We start from the raw sequence: 19411 nt of genomic DNA, 5'->3' as shown, positions 1-19411 counted from the left end.
CCGCACCCCGGCATGCGGAGGCAGCGCGTCTCATTCGGCCAGGTTGGTGCCGGCGCCCGCGGTGGCGATGACCTTGGCCTTGACCTGCGCGGCGGGGATCGCCGTGTACAGATAGCCCAGCGGCTCCGGATAGGTCTTGGACGAGATCCAGGTGGTGGCGTTGGCGTAGGGCTTGCTGGTGCTCTCCGGTGCGGTCCAGCTGATGCCGCTGCCGACGTAGTTGTTGATCAGGTCCCAGTAGCCGATCTCGCTGCTGTCGCGCGAGGTGACCGGGTTCTTGATGTTCTCGAAGTAGTTGGCTTCGATCAGCGCCACCCCACCCATGCGCACGTTGATGCCGGAGGTGAAGACGTTGTTGAAGTAGTTGTTGTAGATGTGGCTCAGCCCGCGCCGCTGCAGCGGCAGGCGCGATTCCACGTTCTCGAAGCGGTTGTGGTGGTAGGTGGTGCGCGCGGCGGCGTTCTGGGTGTCGCTGTCGCTGTAGCCGTTGAGCGCGACCTTCTGGTAGTCGTGGATGTAGTTGTACGACACGGTGACGTGGTTGACGCCCTTCTTCATGTCGATGCCGCCATCGAAGGACGCGTCGCCGGCGCCGGGGCACTTGGTCAGCGAGGCGAAGATGGTGTTGTGGTCCACCCAGATGTTGGACGGCTGGCCGCTGGAATTGCCTTCCAGCGAAATCGAATCGGCATCCTCGCCACCCGGCAGCAGGCCGATGGTCATGTTGCGGATGATGACGTTGTGCGCGTTGCCGACCACGCGCACGCCGAAGTTGGCCGAGGACCCGTTGGCGCCCTTGATGGTGATGTCGCGCTTGTTCTTGATCTGCACGGTCTTGGCCGGCAGCTTCCATTGCGTGCACACGTCGGTGATGCCGGCGTAGTTGAAGGTGCCGGTGTAGTTGAGCACCAGGCCGCCGGAACCGGCGTAGTTGTCGATCGCCGCCTGCATCGCCTCCATCGTGGCGACGTTCACCGGAATGGCGGTGCCGCCGCCGGTGGTGTTGGCGCCGTAGCCGACCGGGCCGGCGAAGGCCGGGGTGGCGGCGACGGCCAGCGCGAGCGCCAGTGCGCCCATGCGGAATTGCTGCTGCATGATGTTTCTCCCATCTGTCGCGATGAGTGCAGGACGCATGGCAGTGCGCGCATGCGCCGGCACGGGGCGTGGGGGCCGGCGGCATTCTTGGAATGCGCGCTGTGGCCCACGCAATCGCCGCGATGCCGAACTGGAACCCCCCGCCCCGTTCGCCGCGTGGGACAGGACAAGCGGACACCCACGGTCCGCAGGAGACAGACAGCGACAGCCAGGGACAGGCTGTCTACACGCGCGCCGCGTTGGGCACAGGGCGTCGGCAATGACGGCGAACGCACGCGCATCGCACGCATCGGCATCGCCGCCGGGGCACTGCATCGGGGACAAGCCCACGCCGGCGGCACGCAGCGGCGAATGTTGCGGCCGCAGCACGTTTGCGCGGGCCATCCGACGCCGACGACGGCGCGGATGGCCGCGGCGCGATCAGCTCACCGTATCGAGGCGGTTGTCGCTGCGGTCGGCGTCGGGCAGCACGTGGTCCGGATCCAGGGTCACGTGCAGCACCTTCTGCGTGCTCGGCACGCGGATCTGCGGCTGGGTCTGCTGCATCCAGGTCTCCACCGGCACGCGCTGGTCCAGATGACTGCCGTCGGCGAAGTCGATGCGCAAGGTCGCCGGCATCACCAGCTTCTGGCGGCTGCGCAAGGTCACCAGCAGGCCCTTTGCCGGGTCGTGGTCGACGTAGGCGGCCGCGCGCACGCCCATGTCCAACTGCCAGTTGTTGAAGTACCAGCCGCGCCACCACCAGCTCAGGTCCTCGCCGGACTCGCTCTCCATCAGCCGGAAGAAATCCGACGGCGTGGGATGCTTGTACGCCCACATGGCGATGTACTTGCGGAACGCCGGATCGAAGCGCGCCGGCCCGAGGATCTGTTCGCGCAACAGCACCAGGCCCAGCGCGCCCTTGAAGTAGGTCAGCGGATGCCGGTAGGTCTCGCTGGTGGCATCGGCGCGGTCGAGCAGGGTCGGCGCTTTCGCGTCGGCCAGCAGCGGCAGGATCTCGTCCACCGGGTTGCCGCCGCCGGGCGCGTACTCGCCATCGCGCTTGGGCGCGAATTCGCCATGGTTGATCGCGTCGGAGGCATAGACGTCGATGAAGGTGTTGAAGCCCTCGTCCATGAACGCGTGGCGGCGCTCGTTGGAGCCGACGATCATCGGGAACCAGCCGTGGCCCAGTTCGTGCGCGGTGATCCAGAACAGTGGCTTGCCGCCGTCCTCCATGTCGTCGAAGACGATGCCCGGATACTCCATGCCGGCGCCGTGGCCGCCCAGGTTCACCGCCGCCGGCCACGGGTACGGATACCACTGCGAGAAGTGCTCGATCGAAGCCTTCACGAACTCGGTGGAGCGGCCCCACTTGTCGCTGCCGACCGCACTGCGCGGATACACCGACATCGCCAGCGCGTGCTTGCCCGCGGGCAGGTTGATCCGCGCCGCGTCCCAGACGAAGGCCGGCGAAGCAGCGAAGGCCACATCGCGGGTGTGGTCCATGTGGAAGCGCCAGGTCTGGGTGCCGCTGGCGCTGGGCCGGCTGGCCGGGTTGCCCACTTCATCGGCACCGCGAATGGTCACCGTCGTGTCGCTGGCGGCCGCTTGCGCCAGGCGCTGGCGCTGGGTGGCGGTGAGTACCTGCGCCGGATTCACCAGTTCCCCGGAACCGGCCACCAGATAGTTCCACGGCACCGTCACCGCGTAGTCGAAATCGCCGTACTCCAGGTAGAACTCCGCGCCCAGGTAGGGCTGGGTGTCCCAGCCGCGCAGGTCGTCGTACACCGCCATGCGCGGATACCACTGCGCGATCTCGTAGATGTCGCCATCAGGGGTGGGCGTGACCGCGGTACGGCCGCCCCAGGTGCCGGGCACGGTGTAGGCGTAGTCGATGTGCAGCTTGAGCGCCTTGCCGCTGGCCAGCGGCTGCGGCAGGTCCACGCGCATGCGCGTGTCGTCGATCAGGAAGGTCGCCGGCACGCGCTTGCCGCCCTGTTCCAGTTCCACCTTGGCGATACGGACGCCATCGGTGCTCTGCGGCGCGGGTCGGTCGGCACGCGCGGCGCGCAGCGTACGGCCGCGGGCATCGGCGCGGTACAGGTTCTGATCCAACTGCAGCCACAGCACGTCCAGCGTGTCCGGGCTGCGGTTGCTGTAGGTGATGGTCTCCTGGCCGCGCAGCGTATGCGTGGCCGGCTCCAGGGTGGCGTGCAGGTCGTAGTCGGCGCGGTTCTGCCAGTATTGCGGGCCGGGCACGCCGCCGCCGCTGCGATAGGCGTTGGCCGGCTGCGGCAACTGCAACGGCGCGAACAGCGCCTGCGGATCGTAGGTGCCGGCGCCATCCGCGGCAGCAGCAGTGGCTGCATTGGCCTGAGCGGCGGCGACAAGGGAAAGACAGGCCGCGGCGAACGCAGCGCGGCGCAGGACAAGGATCATGATGACGTCCGTGGGGAGGATCGCCACCGATGGTAGGCCGATTCGGGGTGGCGCGGATGTGCCGATCGCCACCTGCGGGCGTGATGCCGCCTCAGAGGCGACCCAGGGCACTTCCCGTCGCGACCGGACGTGTCCTGTAGGAGCGGCTTCAGCCGCGACAGAGAGCCGGGAATGCCCGTCGCGGCTGACGCCGCTCCTACGAGAGTGCGAAGCGCCTGCGCTCAGCCCAGCAAGGTTTCCAGCACCGCCATGCGCACCGCCACGCCGTTGGCGACCTGGCGCAGGATGCACGACTGCGCGCCGTCGGCGACCTCGTCGGTGATCTCCACACCGCGGTTGATCGGACCCGGGTGCAGCACCACCGCGTCCTTTGACGCGCGGCGCAGGCGCTCGGCGGTCAGACCGTAGCGGCCGTGGTAATCCTCCAGCGAGGTCACCAGGCCTTCCTCCATGCGCTCGCGCTGCAGGCGCAGCATCATCACCGCGTCCACGCCGTCGAGCATGGCGTCGAAGTCCTCGCCGACCACGCAACCGTCCAGGGTGTCGTCGTCGGGCAGCAGCGCGCGCGGGCCGCAGACCCGCACTTCGCCGGCACCGAGGGTGCGCAGCGCATGCAGGTCCGAGCGCGCCACCCGCGAATGCTTGACGTCGCCGACGATGACCAGCTTGAGCTTGGAGAAGTCGCCGCCCTTGGCGTGGCGCAGGGTCAGCATGTCGAGCAGGCCCTGGGTGGGATGCGCGCTGCGCCCGTCGCCGGCGTTGATCAGCGCGGTGCCCTCGCCCGCCGCCTCGGCCAGGCGTTCCACCGCACCGTCCTCGGGGTGACGCACGACGAAGCCGCGCACGCCCATCGCTTCCAGGTTCTTCAGCGTGTCGCGCGCGGTCTCGCCCTTGCGCGTGGACGAGGTGGAGGCGTCGAAGTTCAGCACGTCGGCACCGAGCCGCTGCGCGGCCAGCTGGAACGAACTGCGGGTGCGCGTGGACGGTTCGAAGAACAGCGTGCACACCGCGGTGCCGGCCAGCACGCTGCGCTTGCCGACCCGGCCCACCGCCGCGTCGCGGATCTGTCCGGCGCGGTCCAGCAGTTGCAGCAGCGTGGCGCGCGGCAGCCCTTCCAGGGTCAGCAGGTGGCGCAGGCGCCCGTTCGAATCGAGTTGCGGATCAGTCATGGCAGGTCCGGGCAGTGGATCAGGGAGGGGGAAGGGCGTCGTCGGGCGCGGCCAGCCAGCGCTCCACGATCACCGCGGCGGCCACCGCGTCCAGCGCGGCGGCGTCGCGGCGGCGCTTGCGGCCGGCGGCACGGTCCACCGCGAAGCGTTGCGCGGCCTCGACCGAACTGGAGCGTTCGTCGACCAGCACCACCGGCAGGCGGTAGCGCGCGCCGAGTTCGCGGGCGAAGGCATGCGCGCGCTTGCGGTTGGGCTGGTCGGCGCCGTCGAGGGTGAGCGGATCGCCGACCACCAGGCCGTGCGGCCGCCATTCGGCATGCAGGCGATCCAGCGCCGGCCAGTCCGGCCCCTGCGCGTGCACGTCGATCACCGCCAGCGCGCGCGCGCCGTTGCCGAACGGGCTGCCGACGGCCACGCCGATGCGGCGGTGGCCGACGTCGAAACCGAGCACGGTGCCGTCGCGGCGGATCGTCGCGGGCGCGGGGCTGGCGGGCGCCGGCGCGCCAGGCTCGGGCAGGCCGGACTCAGGCATGCCCGCTGTAGTCGGTGAGGCGGAACAGGTCCACGCCGATGCGCCCGGCCGCGGTCTGCCAGCGCCGCTCCAGCGGCAGTTCGAACAGCAGTTCGGCGTCGGCCGGCGCGGTCAGCCAGCTGTTCTCGCCCAGTTCGTATTCCAGCTGGCCGGCGCCCCAGCCGGCGCAGCCCAGCGCGACCACCGCATTGCGCGGCCCTTCGCCGCGCGCCATCGCCTCGAGCACGTCGCGCGAGGTGGTCAGGAACAGGCCGTCGGCGAACGCCAGGCTGGAATCCCAGCCGTGCGCGCCGTCGTGAATGACGAAGCCGCGTTCCGGATGCACCGGCCCGCCGCTGAGTACCACCTGCTCGCGCAGCACGGCGTCGATGGTTTCGATGCCCATCTGTTCCAGCACTTCGCCCAGCGTGTATTCGGAGGCGCGGTTGACCACCACGCCCATCGCGCCGTTCTCATCGTGCTGGCAGATCAGCGCCACGCTGCGGGCGAAGTTGGGATCGGACAGCGCCGGCAGCGCGATCAGCAGTTGGTTGGCCAGAGGCGTGGGCAAAGCGGACATGGCCCCATTCTATCGTCCCTCCCGCATGCGCGCCGCGCCGGGCTGCGGCGGGCTGCCATAATCCGCCCGATCGCGGCCCCGACCGGTCGCCCAGGAGCAAGCACGCATGGACACGCCCCCCGACCTGCCACGCCAGACCCGCGCCTTCATCGTGCTGGTGGCCTTGCTGCAAGGCGCGCTGCTGTACCTGGCGCAGCGCGGCGCCGAGAGCGGCCTGTGGCCGTTCGGCTCCCTGGGCGGACAGGTGTGCTGGTACACCCTGGTGCTGACCGTGCCGACCATGACCCTGCTGTCGGTGCGGCACCTGGGCGCGCCGCGCCTGTGGCAGCACACCATCGCGCTGGCGGTGCTGGTGACGGCCCTGTCCGCCTGGGCGGTCTGGAACGCCACCGGCGCGCCCGGCCTGCGCCCCGGCCAGGTGCTGGGCCCGTTCGGTGCCACCGTGGCGCTGGCGATGTTCGTGCTGCTGCCGTGGCTGCAGTGCCGGCTGCAGCACGGGCGCTGGCAGGCGCCGTACCGCGACCTGTTCGAACACGCCTGGCAGAACGCGCTGACCCTGGCGCTGGCGCTGCTGTTCGTGGGGATCTGCTGGCTGGTGCTATGGCTGTGGGGCGCCTTGTTCGCGCTGGTCAAGCTGACCCTGTTCTACGACCTGTTCCGGCAGACGGCCTTCATCTACCTGGCCACCGGCACCATGTTCGGCCTGGGCATCCTGATCGGCCGCACCCAACAGCGTGCGGTGCAGGTGATGCGGCAGATCCTGTTCGCGATCTGCACCGGGCTGCTGCCGCTGCTGGCATTCGTGGCGGTGCTGTTCGCGTTGAGCCTGCCGTTCACCGGCCTGCAGCCGCTGTGGGAGACCCGCGCCGCAGCCAGCATCCTGATCGCGGTGGTGGCCACGCTGGTGGTCTTCGTCAATGCGGTGTACCAGGACGGCACGGCCGACGTGCCCTACCCGGCCTGGCTGCAACGGGTGATCGACGCCGGGCTGCTGAGCCTGCCGCTGTATTCAGGGCTGGCGCTGTACGCGTTGTGGCTGCGCATCGGGCAGTACGGCTGGAGTACCGAGCGCTTTGCCGGGGTGCTGGTCGCGGTGATCGCCTGCGGCTACGCATGCGGTTATGCCTGGGCGGTGCTGCGACCGGGCGCGCGCTGGCTGCAGCCGCTGGCGCCGGTGAACCGGGCGCTGTCATGGGTGGTGATCGGCCTGGCACTGGCGGCCTGCTCGCCGCTGCTGGACCCCTACCGCATCGTCGTCGGCAACCAGCTGCAGCGCCTGGCCGACGGCCGCACCAGCGCGGCGCAACTGGATCTGGCCTACCTGCGCTTCGACAGCGGCCGCCGCGGCTACCGCGCCGTGCAATCGCTGCGCGAAGTGCCTGCGTTCGCCGACGACCCGGTGCAGCGCGAGCGCCTGCAGCGCATGCTGCAGCGCCAGCAGCGCTGGGGCGGCGACAACGACGATGCACCGCGCAGCGCCGATCCGCTGCAGGTGCGCCAGCGCATCGCGCTGGCCGCGGGCAGCGCCGACCCCGGCGCCGCGTGGTGGCAGGCACTGCTGGCCGGAAAGATCGAGGACGGCAACTGCCGACGCGAGGGCGCGCAGTGCGTGGCGCTGCGCCGCGACCTGGACGGCGATGGCCACGACGACGTGCTGCTGTGCGACGCCAGCGTCGGCTACGGCGTCGAATGCCGCATCCACACCGACGTGGGCAACGGCTGGAGCGACGTGGCGCGAACCCACTTCTTCCCGCGCCGCGGCGACAACGCCGATGCGCTCTACCAGGCGTTGCGCGACGGCAAGCTGCAGTTGCTGCCGCGGCGCTGGCCCGACCTGCAACTGCCCGGGACCCGGCGTACCGAGGTGTACCCTGCCGACCCCAACGACCAGACCGATTGACGGATGTCCGCCGCATGAGCAGCTATTGCGATATCGCCCCCGGGCACCCGGTGCACGGCCACTACCACGACCACGAGTACGGCGTGCCGCAACGCGCCGAAGCCGACCTGTTCGAGCGGCTGGTGCTGGAGATCAACCAGGCCGGATTGAGCTGGGAGCTGATGCTGAAGAAGCGCGAAGGCTTCCGCGCCGCCTACGCCGGGTTCGACGTGGACACGGTGGCGGCCTTCGGCGAGGCCGACGTGCTGCGCCTGCTCGGCGACGCCGGCATCATCCGTAACCGGCTCAAGGTGCAGGCCGCGATCCACAACGCGCAGGTGATCCAGGGCCTGCGGGCCAGCCACGGCAGCTTCGCCGCGTGGCTGGACGCGCAGCATCCGCGCAGCAAGGCCGAGTGGATCAAGCTGTTCAAGCGTACCTTCCGCTTCACCGGCGGCGAGATCACCGGCGAGTTCCTGATGAGCCTGGGCTACCTGCCCGGCGCGCACCGCGACGACTGCCCGGCGTTCGCGCGCATCGCGCAGCTGGATCCGCCGTGGATGCGCGCCGGCTGAGGCCACCGCGACGCACGGACCGGCACGATGCCGCCTTGCCGCGGCCTGCACGGGCGCTGCACGAGGCCGCCGGCAAGGTCGGCGCATGGCCTTGCGCATCGGCATTTCCGGCTGGCGCTATCCGCGCTGGCGTGGCGTCTTCTACCCGTCCGACCTGATTCAGCGGCGGGAGTTGGAATACGCCGCGCAGTGCTTCCGCTCGGTGGAACTCAACGGCTCGTTCTATTCGCTGCAGACCCCGAAAAGCTATGCCGCCTGGCACGACGCCACGCCGCGCGACTTCGTGTTCGCGGTCAAGGGCCCGCGCTTCGTCACCCACCTGAAGCGGCTGCGCGACTGCGAGCAGCCGCTGGCCAATTTCTTCGCCTCCGGCCTGCTCGCGCTCGGGCCGAAGCTGGGACCGCTGCTATGGCAGTTGCCGCCGTCGCTGGCCTTCGACCACGACCTGCTGGACACCTTCCTGGCGCTGCTGCCGCGCACCAGCGAGGCCGCCCTGGCGCTGGCGCGCAAGCGCGACGCTGCACGCATGCGCGACCGCAGCCTGCTGCAGATCGACCGCAATCGGCGCCTGCGTCATGCGCTGGAAGTGCGCCATCCCAGCTTCGCCACGCCGGAGGCGGTGGCCTTGCTGCGCAAGCACCGCGTGGCGCTGGTGCAGGCCGATACCGCCGGCAAGTGGCCGTACCTGGAAGACGTGACCGCCGACTTCCTGTACCTGCGCCTGCACGGCGATGCGCAGCTCTATGCCAGCGGCTACGACGACAAGGCCCTCGACACCTGGGCCCGGCGCATCGAGGCCTGGCACCGCGGCAGCGAGCCCGCCGACGCGCAGCGGGTCGGCCCACGCGCCCCGGCGCGGGTACGGCGCGACGTGTACTGCTACTTCGACAACGACATGAAGGTGCATGCGCCATTCGACGCACGGCGCCTGGCGCAACGGCTGGGCGTGCCGACGCCGTGCCCGGCGCGCGGCGACGGCGACGGTTGAGGGTCATTTCGCATCATGCGGGTTTGCGGCGATGCGGTCGGACGCACCAGCGCCTTGTGCGACGACGATCTGCTGCAGCTCTCACACGCCCATGTAGCGGCCAGAGCGGTGGTTGAACATCAGCACGAGGCTCAGCACCACCGCACCGATCGCCGAGTACAGCACCTGCTGCGGCGCCAGCAGCCAGAACGCCACCGCCATCAGCGCCGCGTCGAAGCTCATCTGCACCTTGCCCGCGCTCCAGCCGCGGCTGCGCTGCAGGTAGACCGCGAGGATGCCGACGCCGCCGAGGCTGGCGCGGTGACGGATGAAGAACAGGATGCCGAGCCCGACCAACGCGCCGCCGACCAGCGCCGAGAACAGCGGCGTCATCGTCGCCCACTGCGCCCAGCGCGGCAGCAGGTCGGTCAACAGGCCGCAGGCGGCCACCGCGGCGAAGGTCTTGAGGGTGAACTCCCAGCCCATGCGCCGCACCGACAGCCAGTAGAACGGCAGGTTGACCAGCACGAACATCAGTCCGAAGTTCCAGCCCAGCGCGTAGTGCAGCAGGAAGGCCACGCCGGCCATGCCGCCGATCATCAAGCCGCCATGGGCGAACACCGCCAGGCCCAGCGAGGCCACCAGGGTCGCCAGCAGCATGCCCTGCACGTCCTCGGCCACGCTATGGCGCAAGGCGCGCGCATCCTGCACGGTGCCGGCCGAATCCGGCGGCGGGGTCAGCGGCCCGGCGGTGACGACGGTGCCGTCGTCGGGCAACGGGTCCAGGTCCGGACGCAGATCGGAATCGGGAAGGCTCACGGGAGGGGGCACGGCGTGGGGGGCGGTATTAGACACCAGCCGGGAGGTGGTTGCACATGAAACTTTGATGGCTGTGTGCATGGCGACGGTTGCATGGGCGAACGCTCAGCGTGCTCCGCCAGCCAACGCCAGCCTATCGGGTCGGCAAGTCGACCTTGATGTGGTGCTGCACCCCGGCGATCGCCACCACCATCCCCACCATCACCAGCAGCGCTACTGGCCCGGCGATCGCCAGCCACGTCCAGGTCCAGGCGTTGAACCGTTCGGCCGGGTTGCGCGGCAGGCCGTGCGATTGCTTGAAGCGGACCAGACGCTGGTTGACCAGCAGCACCGGCGTCCAGCTCAACAGCGTCAGCAGCGACAGCGCCGAGGGCCACGCGCCCAGCAGGCTCAGGCAGACATAGGCCAGCGCCGGCCCCAGCCAGCCGACCAGCGCGCCACGCTGCGCGCCGATGGTGCGTTCCAGCCCGCGGAAGCAGGCGAACACCCAGAGCAGCGAGAACACCGACCGCCACACCGGCGAGACCCACCGGCGCCCGGACAGCAGGCGCAACGCGCGCCAGTTGCGGTAGAACCAGTACAACGCATACCAGCCGAAGCTCGTCGCGCACAGCAAGGCCGACTTGGTGGCCGATGGCGCGAACAGCGTGGACAGGGGATCGATGGGGGACACAGCGGGCGCGGCGGCAGGCAGCGCGGCGGCAGGGGCGGCCTACGGGTTATCTACTGGCATGTGTGGCATTCCTGGCTGACCGCACCCTCATCCGCCCCTGCGGGGCACCTTCTCCCAACGGGAGAAGGGAGCCAAAGCCCCTCTCCCTCCGGGGCGACGGGGTGCCGCTTGCGCGCCGCTGGCGCGCGCACCCTGGCGCGCCCGCGCCGCAAGCGCGGGCCGGGGCGCGGAGCGGGGGTTGGGGTGAGGCTCCGGCGCGAAGCGTGTCGCTGAAACAAGACCATGAGGCTTCGTCCTCCCCTCATCCGCCTTTTGGGCCCCTTCGCCCGAGAAGGGGGCCATGGTCCGCGGGAGAAGGGGAACAATCAGCGAACGGCCACGGTGCGGTGCTGCCGTTTGTCCGCGTACATCGCCGCGTCGGCGCGTTCGAGCAGTTCCTCCAGCGCCTCCGCGTCCAGATCCCGGCGGTGGCACAGGGCCAGGCCGAAGCTGGCCGACAGCCCGGTCGCAAACCCGTCGTCCTCGCCAGGCTTGGCAAGCGCCGCGCGCAGCGTGTCGATCAACGCGTCCGCCCGCTCCGGCGTGGTCAGCGGCAGGTACAGCGCGAACTCGTCGCCGCCGCGGCGCCCGAGCAACTGCCCCGGCCGCAGACAGTGGCGGCAGCGCTTGACGAAGGCGCGCAAGGCCGCATCGCCGGCGGCGTGTCCGAACTGGTCGTTGATCGCCTTGAGGTTGTCCATGTCGGCGACGATCACCGCCAGTGGACGCGGATCCTGCGCAGCCAGTTGCAGATCGTTGAGCACCTGCTCCAGGAATCCGGTCCGCGACAGCGCCCCGGTCACCGGATCGCGCACCAGCGCATGGCGCAGCCGCGTGTTGTCGGCGTACAACCCGGGAACGGCCAGGCCGAAGTAGCTGTTCGCCGCCAGGCTGATCATGGCGAACTGCAGCGCGAGCGCCTGCGCCTCGAGCCGTAGCAACGGCGTGGCGACGGCGATCAGCAGGCTGAAGGCGGCGATTGCCGTCAGCGCCTGCAGCATCCCGTGGGTATGCACGATCCACAACTGGATCACCACCACCACGAACAGCGCGAAGACCACCGCCGGCTGCCGCGGCAACACCGCCGCGAGCGCCATCACCACCAGGGTGACGCCGAGCAGCAGCGCGAGCTTGACCAGGTAGGCAGAGACGCTTCCGGCCGGTTCGATCATCCCCGACAGGCGCGGAATACCTGGCTGCGGCACGATCTGCAGCCGCTCGGCCAGACGCAGCACCGCGACGATCGCCAGCGGGCCGAGCGCCAGCAGGCCGGCGTAGTCGCCGATCGCCCACGGGATCAACTGCGCCAGCATGCTCGGCAGGTCGATGGCGCCGGTGACCACCAGCCCCGCACCGCCCAGGCAGGCGGACAGCAGCGAGGCTACCCCGCCCCCGAGGATGAAGCAGGTGACCGCGCGCGGCAGGCTGCTCGAGGACACGACCCGGCCGACGCGACGCAGCAGCCAGGCCAGCCCGCCCCAGACGCAGAACTGTTGCGCGGTGAACAGCAGTGCATACGACAGGACCGCTCGGCCGGGGACGGCGGGATGAGCGCTCGTGCGATAGAAGCTGAGCAGCGTGGCCAGCACGCAGGCGATGGCGATCGCCGGCGCGCCGCGCCAGCCCAGCACCATGAACGTCGCCAACGTCACCGCCACCGGCGGAAACCACAGGCTCGCATGCGGCTGATAGTCCAGCACCCGCGCCAACTCGAAGACCGCCAGCCACGCCACCACCAGCACGGCCGACAGCACCAGCAGCGCGGCGGGACGGCGCGGCGCCGCGGCGCGCGTGCGAGACGGCGCCTCGGCGTCCCAGCCGGTCATCCATCGGCCTCCTGCCGGCCACGGCCGATGGCCGAACCGGGGCCGGCGAACGCCCTGACCGTGCTGTCGTCGCTGCCGCCCACCACCACCGTCGCATCGCTGCACAGACGGATCGGCCAGCTCATGTTGTCCGTGCCATAGGACCATTGCAGGGTGCCGTCGATCGCGTTCCAGAGCGTGAACGCGCCAGGCGTGGCGTCGGGATGGCCATCGGCCAGCCCCAGCCACTGTCCGTCCGGGTCGAACGCCAGGCAGTTGGGCGAATGCGCGCTGTGCGCGGTCCACTGCAGCGTCGCCGCGGTGCCGGCATCGGCGTACACGGCAACGACGCCGCCGCCCTTGAGGTTGCCGGCGATCGCGACCTTGTCGCCGCCACGGTCGCAGGCCAACCCGTAGATGGTCGTCGCGCCCTCGGGCACCGTCGCGGTCCAGGCCGGCGCGGGCGCGGACGCATGCTGGAACGTCGCCACGTCGAACGCGTACAGCGTACCGTCGCTGGCACCGACATAGGCCCGGCGCCCATTGCCGGACAGCACCGCGGCATGGACGCTGACGTGCGTGGGCAACTGCCAGCGCGCCAGCGCCGTCGGTTGTCCGGAGGCGATCGAGAACAGGATGATCTCGCCCTGCGCGCTGGCCACCAGCCCGGTCGCGCCGTCGACGGCGATGCCGGTGGCGATGACGCTGTCGCCGTTGCTGTCGCCGCCAGCGGTCAGCGCAATGCACGCGGGCGTGGCGGCGAAGGCCCCGGCGCCGTCGCGGCAGAACAGATAGCCCTGCTCGGCGCCGGCCAGCAACGTCCGCCCGCACGCGTCCAGCGACACCATGTTGCCGCGACCGGGGAGCGCGAAGGACAGCAGTTCCTCGCCGCCGGGAACCGCCCAGGCGCTGATGAAGCCCGCATACGGCGCCTTGCTCTTCCAGCCGCAGCTCGCCACGGTGCTCCCGTCCCCCGCCACGTCGACCCAGTACACGCCCTGCCAGCCGTCGAACTCCTGCGTCAGCAGCGGCTTGCCGGTCCGATCCCAGGCATAGGTGCCGAAATGCCCGTCCTGGTCGTCGCGCACATCGGTCCGCGTGGCCGCCGGTGCGGTGCGTTCGAAGATCTTGCGTTGCGCGACCGGCACCGCGTCCATCCCGGGAATCTGCGATGCGGGGCCGTAACGGTGGAAAAAGGTGCCGGCGACGATGACGTTGCCATCGTCGGACACCGCCACCGAGTTGATGTAGTAGCCGGCATGCGGCTGTGTCGACCAGAGCAGTTCAGGCGCGTCGTTCATTCGGCTTCTCTCCCTTCGGCTGAAACGTCCGCGATGGACTTCCGGCGGACGGCTGACTGAAACACGACACCTGTGAACGCACCGGAGCCAGCCGCTGCGGCGTGGGCGCCGGCCATCGCAGCGAGCGCCCGGCCTCGCGCTCGCGTGCAGGACCGGCTCAGCGCACCTCGGCGATCTCGACCCCGTCCAGGCCCTGCGCCAGGGTGCGCGCGTCGCCGCCCTGGGCCAGCTTGATGCGCAGGCGCACCTCGTTCTGCGAATCGGCGTGGCGCAGCGCATCCTCGTAGCTGATCTCGCCGGCCTGGTACAACTCGAACAGGCTCTGGTCGAAGGTCTTCATGCCCAGGTTGGTGGACTCCTTCATCACGTCCTTGAGCTTGTGGATCTCGCCTTCGCGGATGTAGTCCTGCACCAGCGGCGTGCCGAGCATGATCTCCATGGCCACGCGGCGGCCCTTGCCGTCCGGGGTCGGGATCAGCTGCTGCGCGACCACGCCGCGCAGGTTCAGCGACAGGTCCATCAGCAGCTGGCTGCGGCGGTCCTCAGGGAAGAAGTTGATCACGCGGTCCATCGCCTGGTTGGCGTTGTTGGCGTGCAGCGTGCACAGCACCAGGTGGCCGGTCTCGGCGAAGGAGATGGCGTGGTCCATGCCCTCGCGGGTGCGCACCTCGCCGATCATGATCACGTCCGGCGCCTGGCGCAGCGTGTTCTTCAGCGCGTTCTCCCAGCTGTCGGTGTCGATGCCGACCTCGCGCTGGGTGATGATGCAGCCCTCGTGCTTGTGCACGAACTCGATCGGGTCCTCGATGGTGATGATGTGCCCGGTGGAGTTCTGGTTGCGGTAGCCGATCATCGCCGCCAGCGAGGTCGACTTGCCGGTGCCGGTGGCGCCGACGAAGATGATGATGCCGCGCTTGGTCATCGCCAGGGTCTTGATCACCGGCGGCAGATTCAGCTCGTCCACGCTGGGAATGCGCGTCTCGATCCGGCGCAGCACCATGCCCACCTGGTTGCGCTGGTAGAAGCAACTGACGCGGAAGCGGCCGACGCCTGACACGCCGATGGCGAAATTGCACTCGTGGGTCTTCTCGAACTCCTCGCGCTGCGACGGCGTCATCACGTTCAGCACCAGGTCGCGGCTCTGCTGCGGGGTCAGCGGCGTCTGCGTGATCGGGGTGATCTTGCCGTGCACCTTCATCGCCGGCGGCATGCCCGAGGTGATGAACAGGTCCGACGCCTTCTGGTGCGCCATCAGTTTCAGGAAGGAGGTGAAGTCGATGGTGCTCATGGCGTGCTCCTTCGGAACCGGGATTGGGGATTCGGGATTGGGGATTGGTAACAGCGGGCATCCTGGGATCGGAGAGACCCGCTTTTGCGAATCCCCAATCCCGAATCCCCAATCCCGGCTACTCGAACAACCGCTTGTCCTTGGCGTACTCGCGGGCCTGGTTGCGGGTGATCAGGCTGCGCTTGACCAGGTCCTGCAGGTGCTGGTCCAGGGTCTGCATGCCGTTCTGCTGGCCGGTCTGGATCGACGAGTACATCTGCGCGACCTTGTCCTCGCGGATCAGGTTACGGATGGCGGGGGTGCCGACCATGATCTCCCAGGCTGCGGTGCGGCCGCCGCCGACCTTCTTCAGCAGCGCCTGCGAGATCACCGCGCGCAGCGATTCGGACAGCATCGAACGCACCATCGGCTTCTCGCCGGCGGGGAACACGTCGATGATGCGGTCGATGGTCTTGGCCGCCGAACTGGTGTGCAGGGTGCCGAACACCAGGTGGCCGGTCTCGGCCGCGGTCAGCGCCAGGCGGATGGTTTCCAGGTCGCGCAGCTCGCCGACCAGGATGATGTCCGGGTCTTCGCGCAGCGCCGAGCGCAGCGCCTCGTTGAAGCCGTGGGTGTCGCGATGCACCTCGCGCTGGTTGATCAGGCACTTCTGCGAGGTGTGCACGAATTCGATCGGATCCTCGACGGTGAGGATGTGGCCGTATTCGTTCTTGTTGATGTAGTCGATCATGCCGGCGAGCGTGGTCGACTTGCCCGAACCGGTCGGCCCGGTGACCAGGATCAGGCCCTGCGGCTGGTCGATCAACTGGCGGAAGATCGGCGGGCACCCCAGGTCTTCCAGGGTCAGCACTTCCGAGGGAATGGTGCGAAACACCGCGCCGGCGCCGCGGTTCTGGTTGAACGCGTTGACGCGGAAGCGTGCCAGGCTGGGAATCTCGAACGAGAAGTCGACCTCGAGGAATTCCTCGTAGTCGCGGCGCTGCTTGTCCGACATGATGTCGTAGACCAGCGCGTGCACCTGCTTGTGGTCCAGCGCCGGGATGTTGATGCGGCGGACGTCGCCATCGACCCGGATCATCGGCGGCAGGCCCGCGGACAGGTGCAGGTCGGACGCTTTGTTCTTGACCGAGAACGCCAATAGTTCAGCGATATCCATACGCTGCTTTTCCCCTTGGGCTGCGACTGGAAGGATGATTCCCCGGCCGGCAGTATAGCGCCCTTCCCTTTGCCGGAACGCCGCCGTGCCCCTCTCTCCGCTGCACCAGATCCGCCTGGACATGAACCGCGCCGCCGACGCCGCAGGGCGGCCGCACGCGCAGTTGCTGGCGGTGTCCAAGACCCAGCCGGCCGAGGCCGTGGCGGCGCTGGCCGCACAGGGCCAGCGCGCCTTCGGCGAGAACTACGTGCAGGAAGCGGCGACCAAGATCGCCGCGTTGGCCAATGCCGGTCTGGAATGGCATCTGATCGGCCACCTGCAGTCGAACAAGGCCGAACAGGCGGCGACGCTGTTCGACTGGGTGCAGACCGTGGACCGGCCCAAGCTGGTCGCCGCCCTGGCCAAGGGCCGCGCCGCCGCATCCGCGCCGCTGAACGTGCTGATCCAGGTCAACATCGACGACGAGGCCAGCAAGCATGGCTGCCAGCCCGAGGCCGTGGACGCGCTGGCCGCAGCCATCGCCGCGCAGCCGAGGTTGGCGCTGCGCGGGTTGATGGCCATTCCCGCACCGTGGCCGGAGGCCGAACGCCGCATCGATGCGTTCGCGCGCATGCACGCCCTGTTCGAGCGGCTGCGTGCCGCCCATCCGCAGGTCGACACCTTGTCGATGGGCATGAGCGACGACTTCGCCGACGCCATCGCCGCCGGCGCCACCATGGTGCGGGTCGGCACCGCCTTGTTCGGTGCGCGCGGTCCGCGTGCTGCGGGCTGAACCGGCTGCTGCCGCGCCGCATCAGCGCATCACTTGTGACACTGTGATGATTTGTCTACAGCCGCTTCAAAAACGATTCACCAACATCGGAATTCTGTCGTAGCCCATCTCGTTGAAAAAAATAGTGTTTCGAGATGAATGAAAGGTTCGCTCCGACAGTGCTTGCTGAACCGTGCGACACGGTTGCGAACCGTTAATTCAGTCACGTTTCAGATGCGCGCGCTTCGGCTTCCATGGCGGCGACCGCGGGTCATCCGCAGTCCATCGCCGAATGCGCTCGGCTCCAACGAGGTCACAGATGCAAGCATCCACCCGATTGCTGTTCGCCTCCTGCTTCATGGGTCTGCTGCACGTCCCCGCGGCACTGGCCGCGCCGACGGCGACGCCGGCCTGGACCAATGAAGAAGCGATGATGTCGCCCGCCGAAGTCCAGGCGCGCACCGCCTGGCGCGAAACCATGGCGCATCAACCGACACCGGCGGAAGGCTGCTTCCATGCCAACTTCCCCGATACGCAGTGGCAAACGGACGTCTGCAAGACCCTGACCCGCCGTGTGCATCCGATCCCGCACAAGATCCTGTTCGGCGCCACCGAAACCACCGGCAACGGCTACGACTACGCGCTGCGTTCCAGCAGCCTCATCAGCAAGGCCGTGGGCAGCTTCCCGCAGGTCACCGGCGTGACCTCGGAACAGGGCGTCGGCGTGGCCTCCTTCGGCGGCGGCGGCATCCTCGGCCCGAACGAGTACTCGCTGCAGATCAACTCCAACTACAACGCCACCACCAGCGTCTGCGGCGGCCGCTCCGGCTGCACCGTGTGGCAGCAGTTCGTCTACGCCACCGACTACGAGACCCAGGGCCAGGCCGCGGTGTTCATGCAGTACTGGTTGATCGGCTACGGCAGCAGTTGCCCGAGCGGCTGGATGAGCGGCGGCGGCTCGGACTGCTACCGCAACAGCAATGCGGTCAGCGCGCCGGACGTGCCGGCCACGCAACTGGCCAACGTCAAGCTGACCGGTTCGGCCACCGCCAATGGCAACGACACCATCACCTTCACCAACAACGGCACCGCTTACAGCGTCAGCGCCAAGGACAGCGTGGTCAAGCTGGCCACGGTGTGGAAGGACGCCGAGTTCAACGTGGTGGGCAACGCCGGCGGTTCCAGCGCCAACTTCAACTCCGGCTCGTCGATCACGGTGAAGGTGGCCGCCACCAACGGCTCCACCGCCGCCCCGACCTGCGCGGCCAATGCCGGCAGCACCGGCGAGACCAACAACCTCAACCTGGGCAGCTGCTCGACGGCCGGCGGCAGCACGCCGTCGATCACCTTCACCGAGTCCAACTGAGGCCCCGCGCCAGACCGCACGCAGCGGCTGGCGCGTTCTCTCCTGCACGATCCGGTTGCGCCGCACCGCAGCACTGCGGCGCGGCGCAGCCGCTACCATGGCGCTCCCTCTTCGCGACGGTGTTGCGCCATGGCTTCCGCTTTTCCAGATTCCCACGCCGCCGACATCGCCTTCATCGGCGGCGGCAACATGGCGCGCAGCCTGATCGCCGGCCTGGTCCGGCAGGGTGCCGACCCGCGCCGCATCCGTGTGGCCGAGCCGGTGGCGGCGCTGCGCGAGGCCCTGGTCGCCGACTACGCCGTCCACGCCGTCGCCAGCGCGGCCGAGGCCGCCGACGGCGCCGCGCTGTGGATGTTCGCGGTCAAGCCGCAGGTGCTGCGCGGGGTTTGCACCGAACTGGCCGCGCTGGCGCAGGCGCAGCGGCCGCTGCTGGTGTCCATCGCCGCCGGCATCACCACCGCGCAACTGGACCGCTGGCTCGGCGGCGGCCACGCCCTGGTGCGCGCGATGCCCAACACCCCTGCCCTGCTCGGTGCCGGCGTCACCGGCCTATTCGCCAGCGCCGGTGTCGACGCCGCGCAGCGCGCCCATGCCGAGCACGTGCTGGCCGCCGCCGGGGTCACCGTGTGGGTCGCGGACGAGGCGCTGATCGATGCGGTCACCGCCGTGTCCGGCAGCGGCCCCGCCTATGTCTTCCTGCTCGCCGAGGCGATGGAAGCGGCCGGCATCGCCCAGGGCCTGCCCGCCGACACCGCGCGCACCCTGACCCTGCAGACCGTGCTCGGCGCGGCGCGCATGCTCACCGAGTCCGGCGAGGCGCCGAGCGAACTGCGCCGCCGGGTGACCTCCCCCAACGGCACCACCCAGGCCGCGATCGAGACCTTCCAGCGCGGCGGCTTCGAGGCGCTGACCGCGGCCGCGATCGCCGCGGCGGCGGAACGCGGCCGTGCCCTGTCCGCCGCCAACGACGACTGAGCGCAGCGAACACCAGGCGGCGCGGACGGCGCCCGGAATCC

At 69.5% G+C, this 19411-nt stretch carries 17 protein-coding genes; 6 read left to right on the top strand and 11 right to left on the bottom strand.

All coding sequences use genetic code 11. The features are described 5' to 3' along the window. Positions 1-30: 30 nt before the first annotated feature. From QN245_RS06780 to QN245_RS06760, 5 genes are all read right to left on the bottom strand, one after another. On the bottom strand, positions 31-1095 hold the full coding sequence (locus tag QN245_RS06780) for a pectate lyase family protein (protein WP_160970784.1): 1065 nt from the start codon (positions 1093-1095) through the stop codon (positions 31-33). A gap of 420 nt (positions 1096-1515) precedes the next feature. After that, complete coding sequence (locus QN245_RS06775; RefSeq protein WP_160970786.1) at positions 1516-3516, bottom strand: M1 family metallopeptidase; 2001 nt, start codon at positions 3514-3516, stop codon at positions 1516-1518. A 221-nt stretch (positions 3517-3737) separates the two neighbouring features. Next, entirely contained in the window at positions 3738-4685 is a 948-nt protein-coding gene (locus QN245_RS06770) for an aspartate carbamoyltransferase catalytic subunit (protein WP_184446855.1), read from the bottom strand. A gap of 19 nt (positions 4686-4704) precedes the next feature. Continuing rightward, positions 4705-5202, bottom strand: a complete 498-nt coding sequence (ruvX, locus tag QN245_RS06765; protein WP_317845321.1) for a Holliday junction resolvase RuvX — start codon at positions 5200-5202, stop codon at positions 4705-4707. A 7-nt stretch (positions 5203-5209) separates the two neighbouring features. Next, positions 5210-5776, bottom strand: a complete 567-nt coding sequence (locus QN245_RS06760) for a YqgE/AlgH family protein (RefSeq protein ID WP_184645727.1) — start codon at positions 5774-5776, stop codon at positions 5210-5212. Between the two features lie 106 nt (positions 5777-5882). Between QN245_RS06760 and QN245_RS06755 the strand changes: the two genes are divergently transcribed. The 3 genes from QN245_RS06755 to QN245_RS06745 all read left to right on the top strand — a co-directional run bounded on the left by QN245_RS06755 (position 5883) and on the right by QN245_RS06745 (position 9218). Further along, positions 5883-7676: a DUF4153 domain-containing protein gene (locus QN245_RS06755; RefSeq protein WP_317844895.1), complete on the top strand. Its 1794-nt coding sequence runs from the start codon at positions 5883-5885 to the stop codon at positions 7674-7676. Between the two features lie 14 nt (positions 7677-7690). Continuing rightward, complete coding sequence (locus tag QN245_RS06750; protein WP_317844894.1) at positions 7691-8230, top strand: DNA-3-methyladenine glycosylase I; 540 nt, start codon at positions 7691-7693, stop codon at positions 8228-8230. 85 nt (positions 8231-8315) lie between these two features. After that, positions 8316-9218: a DUF72 domain-containing protein gene (locus QN245_RS06745; RefSeq protein WP_317844893.1), complete on the top strand. Its 903-nt coding sequence runs from the start codon at positions 8316-8318 to the stop codon at positions 9216-9218. An 81-nt stretch (positions 9219-9299) separates the two neighbouring features. On the opposite strand, the gene QN245_RS06740 is transcribed toward QN245_RS06745, so the two are convergent. The 6 genes from QN245_RS06740 to QN245_RS06715 form a co-directional block, all read right to left on the bottom strand. Then, on the bottom strand, positions 9300-9974 hold the full coding sequence (locus QN245_RS06740; protein ID WP_221236182.1) for a YitT family protein: 675 nt from the start codon (positions 9972-9974) through the stop codon (positions 9300-9302). Between the two features lie 175 nt (positions 9975-10149). After that, positions 10150-10689 carry an MFS transporter permease gene (locus QN245_RS06735; protein WP_237475476.1) on the bottom strand — a complete coding sequence of 180 codons (540 nt, stop codon included), beginning with the start codon at positions 10687-10689 and terminating at the stop codon, positions 10150-10152. 365 nt (positions 10690-11054) lie between these two features. Next, positions 11055-12554 (bottom strand): GGDEF domain-containing protein, encoded by a 1500-nt coding sequence (locus QN245_RS06730; RefSeq protein WP_317844892.1) that lies wholly within the window; start codon positions 12552-12554, stop codon positions 11055-11057. Next, positions 12551-13834 carry a WD40 repeat domain-containing protein gene (locus tag QN245_RS06725; protein ID WP_317844891.1) on the bottom strand — a complete coding sequence of 428 codons (1284 nt, stop codon included), beginning with the start codon at positions 13832-13834 and terminating at the stop codon, positions 12551-12553. The genes QN245_RS06730 and QN245_RS06725 overlap by 4 nt, the downstream gene beginning before the upstream one ends. A gap of 157 nt (positions 13835-13991) precedes the next feature. Next, entirely contained in the window at positions 13992-15122 is a 1131-nt protein-coding gene (locus QN245_RS06720) for a PilT/PilU family type 4a pilus ATPase (protein ID WP_160971017.1), read from the bottom strand. A 118-nt stretch (positions 15123-15240) separates the two neighbouring features. Continuing rightward, complete coding sequence (locus QN245_RS06715) at positions 15241-16278, bottom strand: type IV pilus twitching motility protein PilT (RefSeq protein ID WP_160971019.1); 1038 nt, start codon at positions 16276-16278, stop codon at positions 15241-15243. A 121-nt stretch (positions 16279-16399) separates the two neighbouring features. Here QN245_RS06715 and QN245_RS06710 point away from each other — a divergent pair, with 121 nt between their 5' ends. The 3 genes from QN245_RS06710 (at position 16400) to proC (ending at position 19370) form a co-directional block, all read left to right on the top strand. Continuing rightward, positions 16400-17050, top strand: a complete 651-nt coding sequence (locus QN245_RS06710; RefSeq protein WP_317845320.1) for a YggS family pyridoxal phosphate-dependent enzyme — start codon at positions 16400-16402, stop codon at positions 17048-17050. A 316-nt stretch (positions 17051-17366) separates the two neighbouring features. Next, on the top strand, positions 17367-18395 hold the full coding sequence (locus tag QN245_RS06705) for a hypothetical protein (protein WP_160971027.1): 1029 nt from the start codon (positions 17367-17369) through the stop codon (positions 18393-18395). Between the two features lie 129 nt (positions 18396-18524). Beyond that, positions 18525-19370, top strand: coding sequence for a pyrroline-5-carboxylate reductase (gene proC, locus QN245_RS06700; protein WP_184645714.1), 846 nt, complete (start codon positions 18525-18527; stop codon positions 19368-19370). The last annotated feature ends 41 nt before the right edge of the window (positions 19371-19411 follow it).

The sequence above is a fragment of the Xanthomonas rydalmerensis genome, assembly GCF_033170385.1.
In the GTDB taxonomy this organism is placed as follows: domain Bacteria; phylum Pseudomonadota; class Gammaproteobacteria; order Xanthomonadales; family Xanthomonadaceae; genus Xanthomonas_A; species Xanthomonas_A rydalmerensis.
This window is presented reverse-complemented; position numbering and strand designations above follow the sequence as displayed.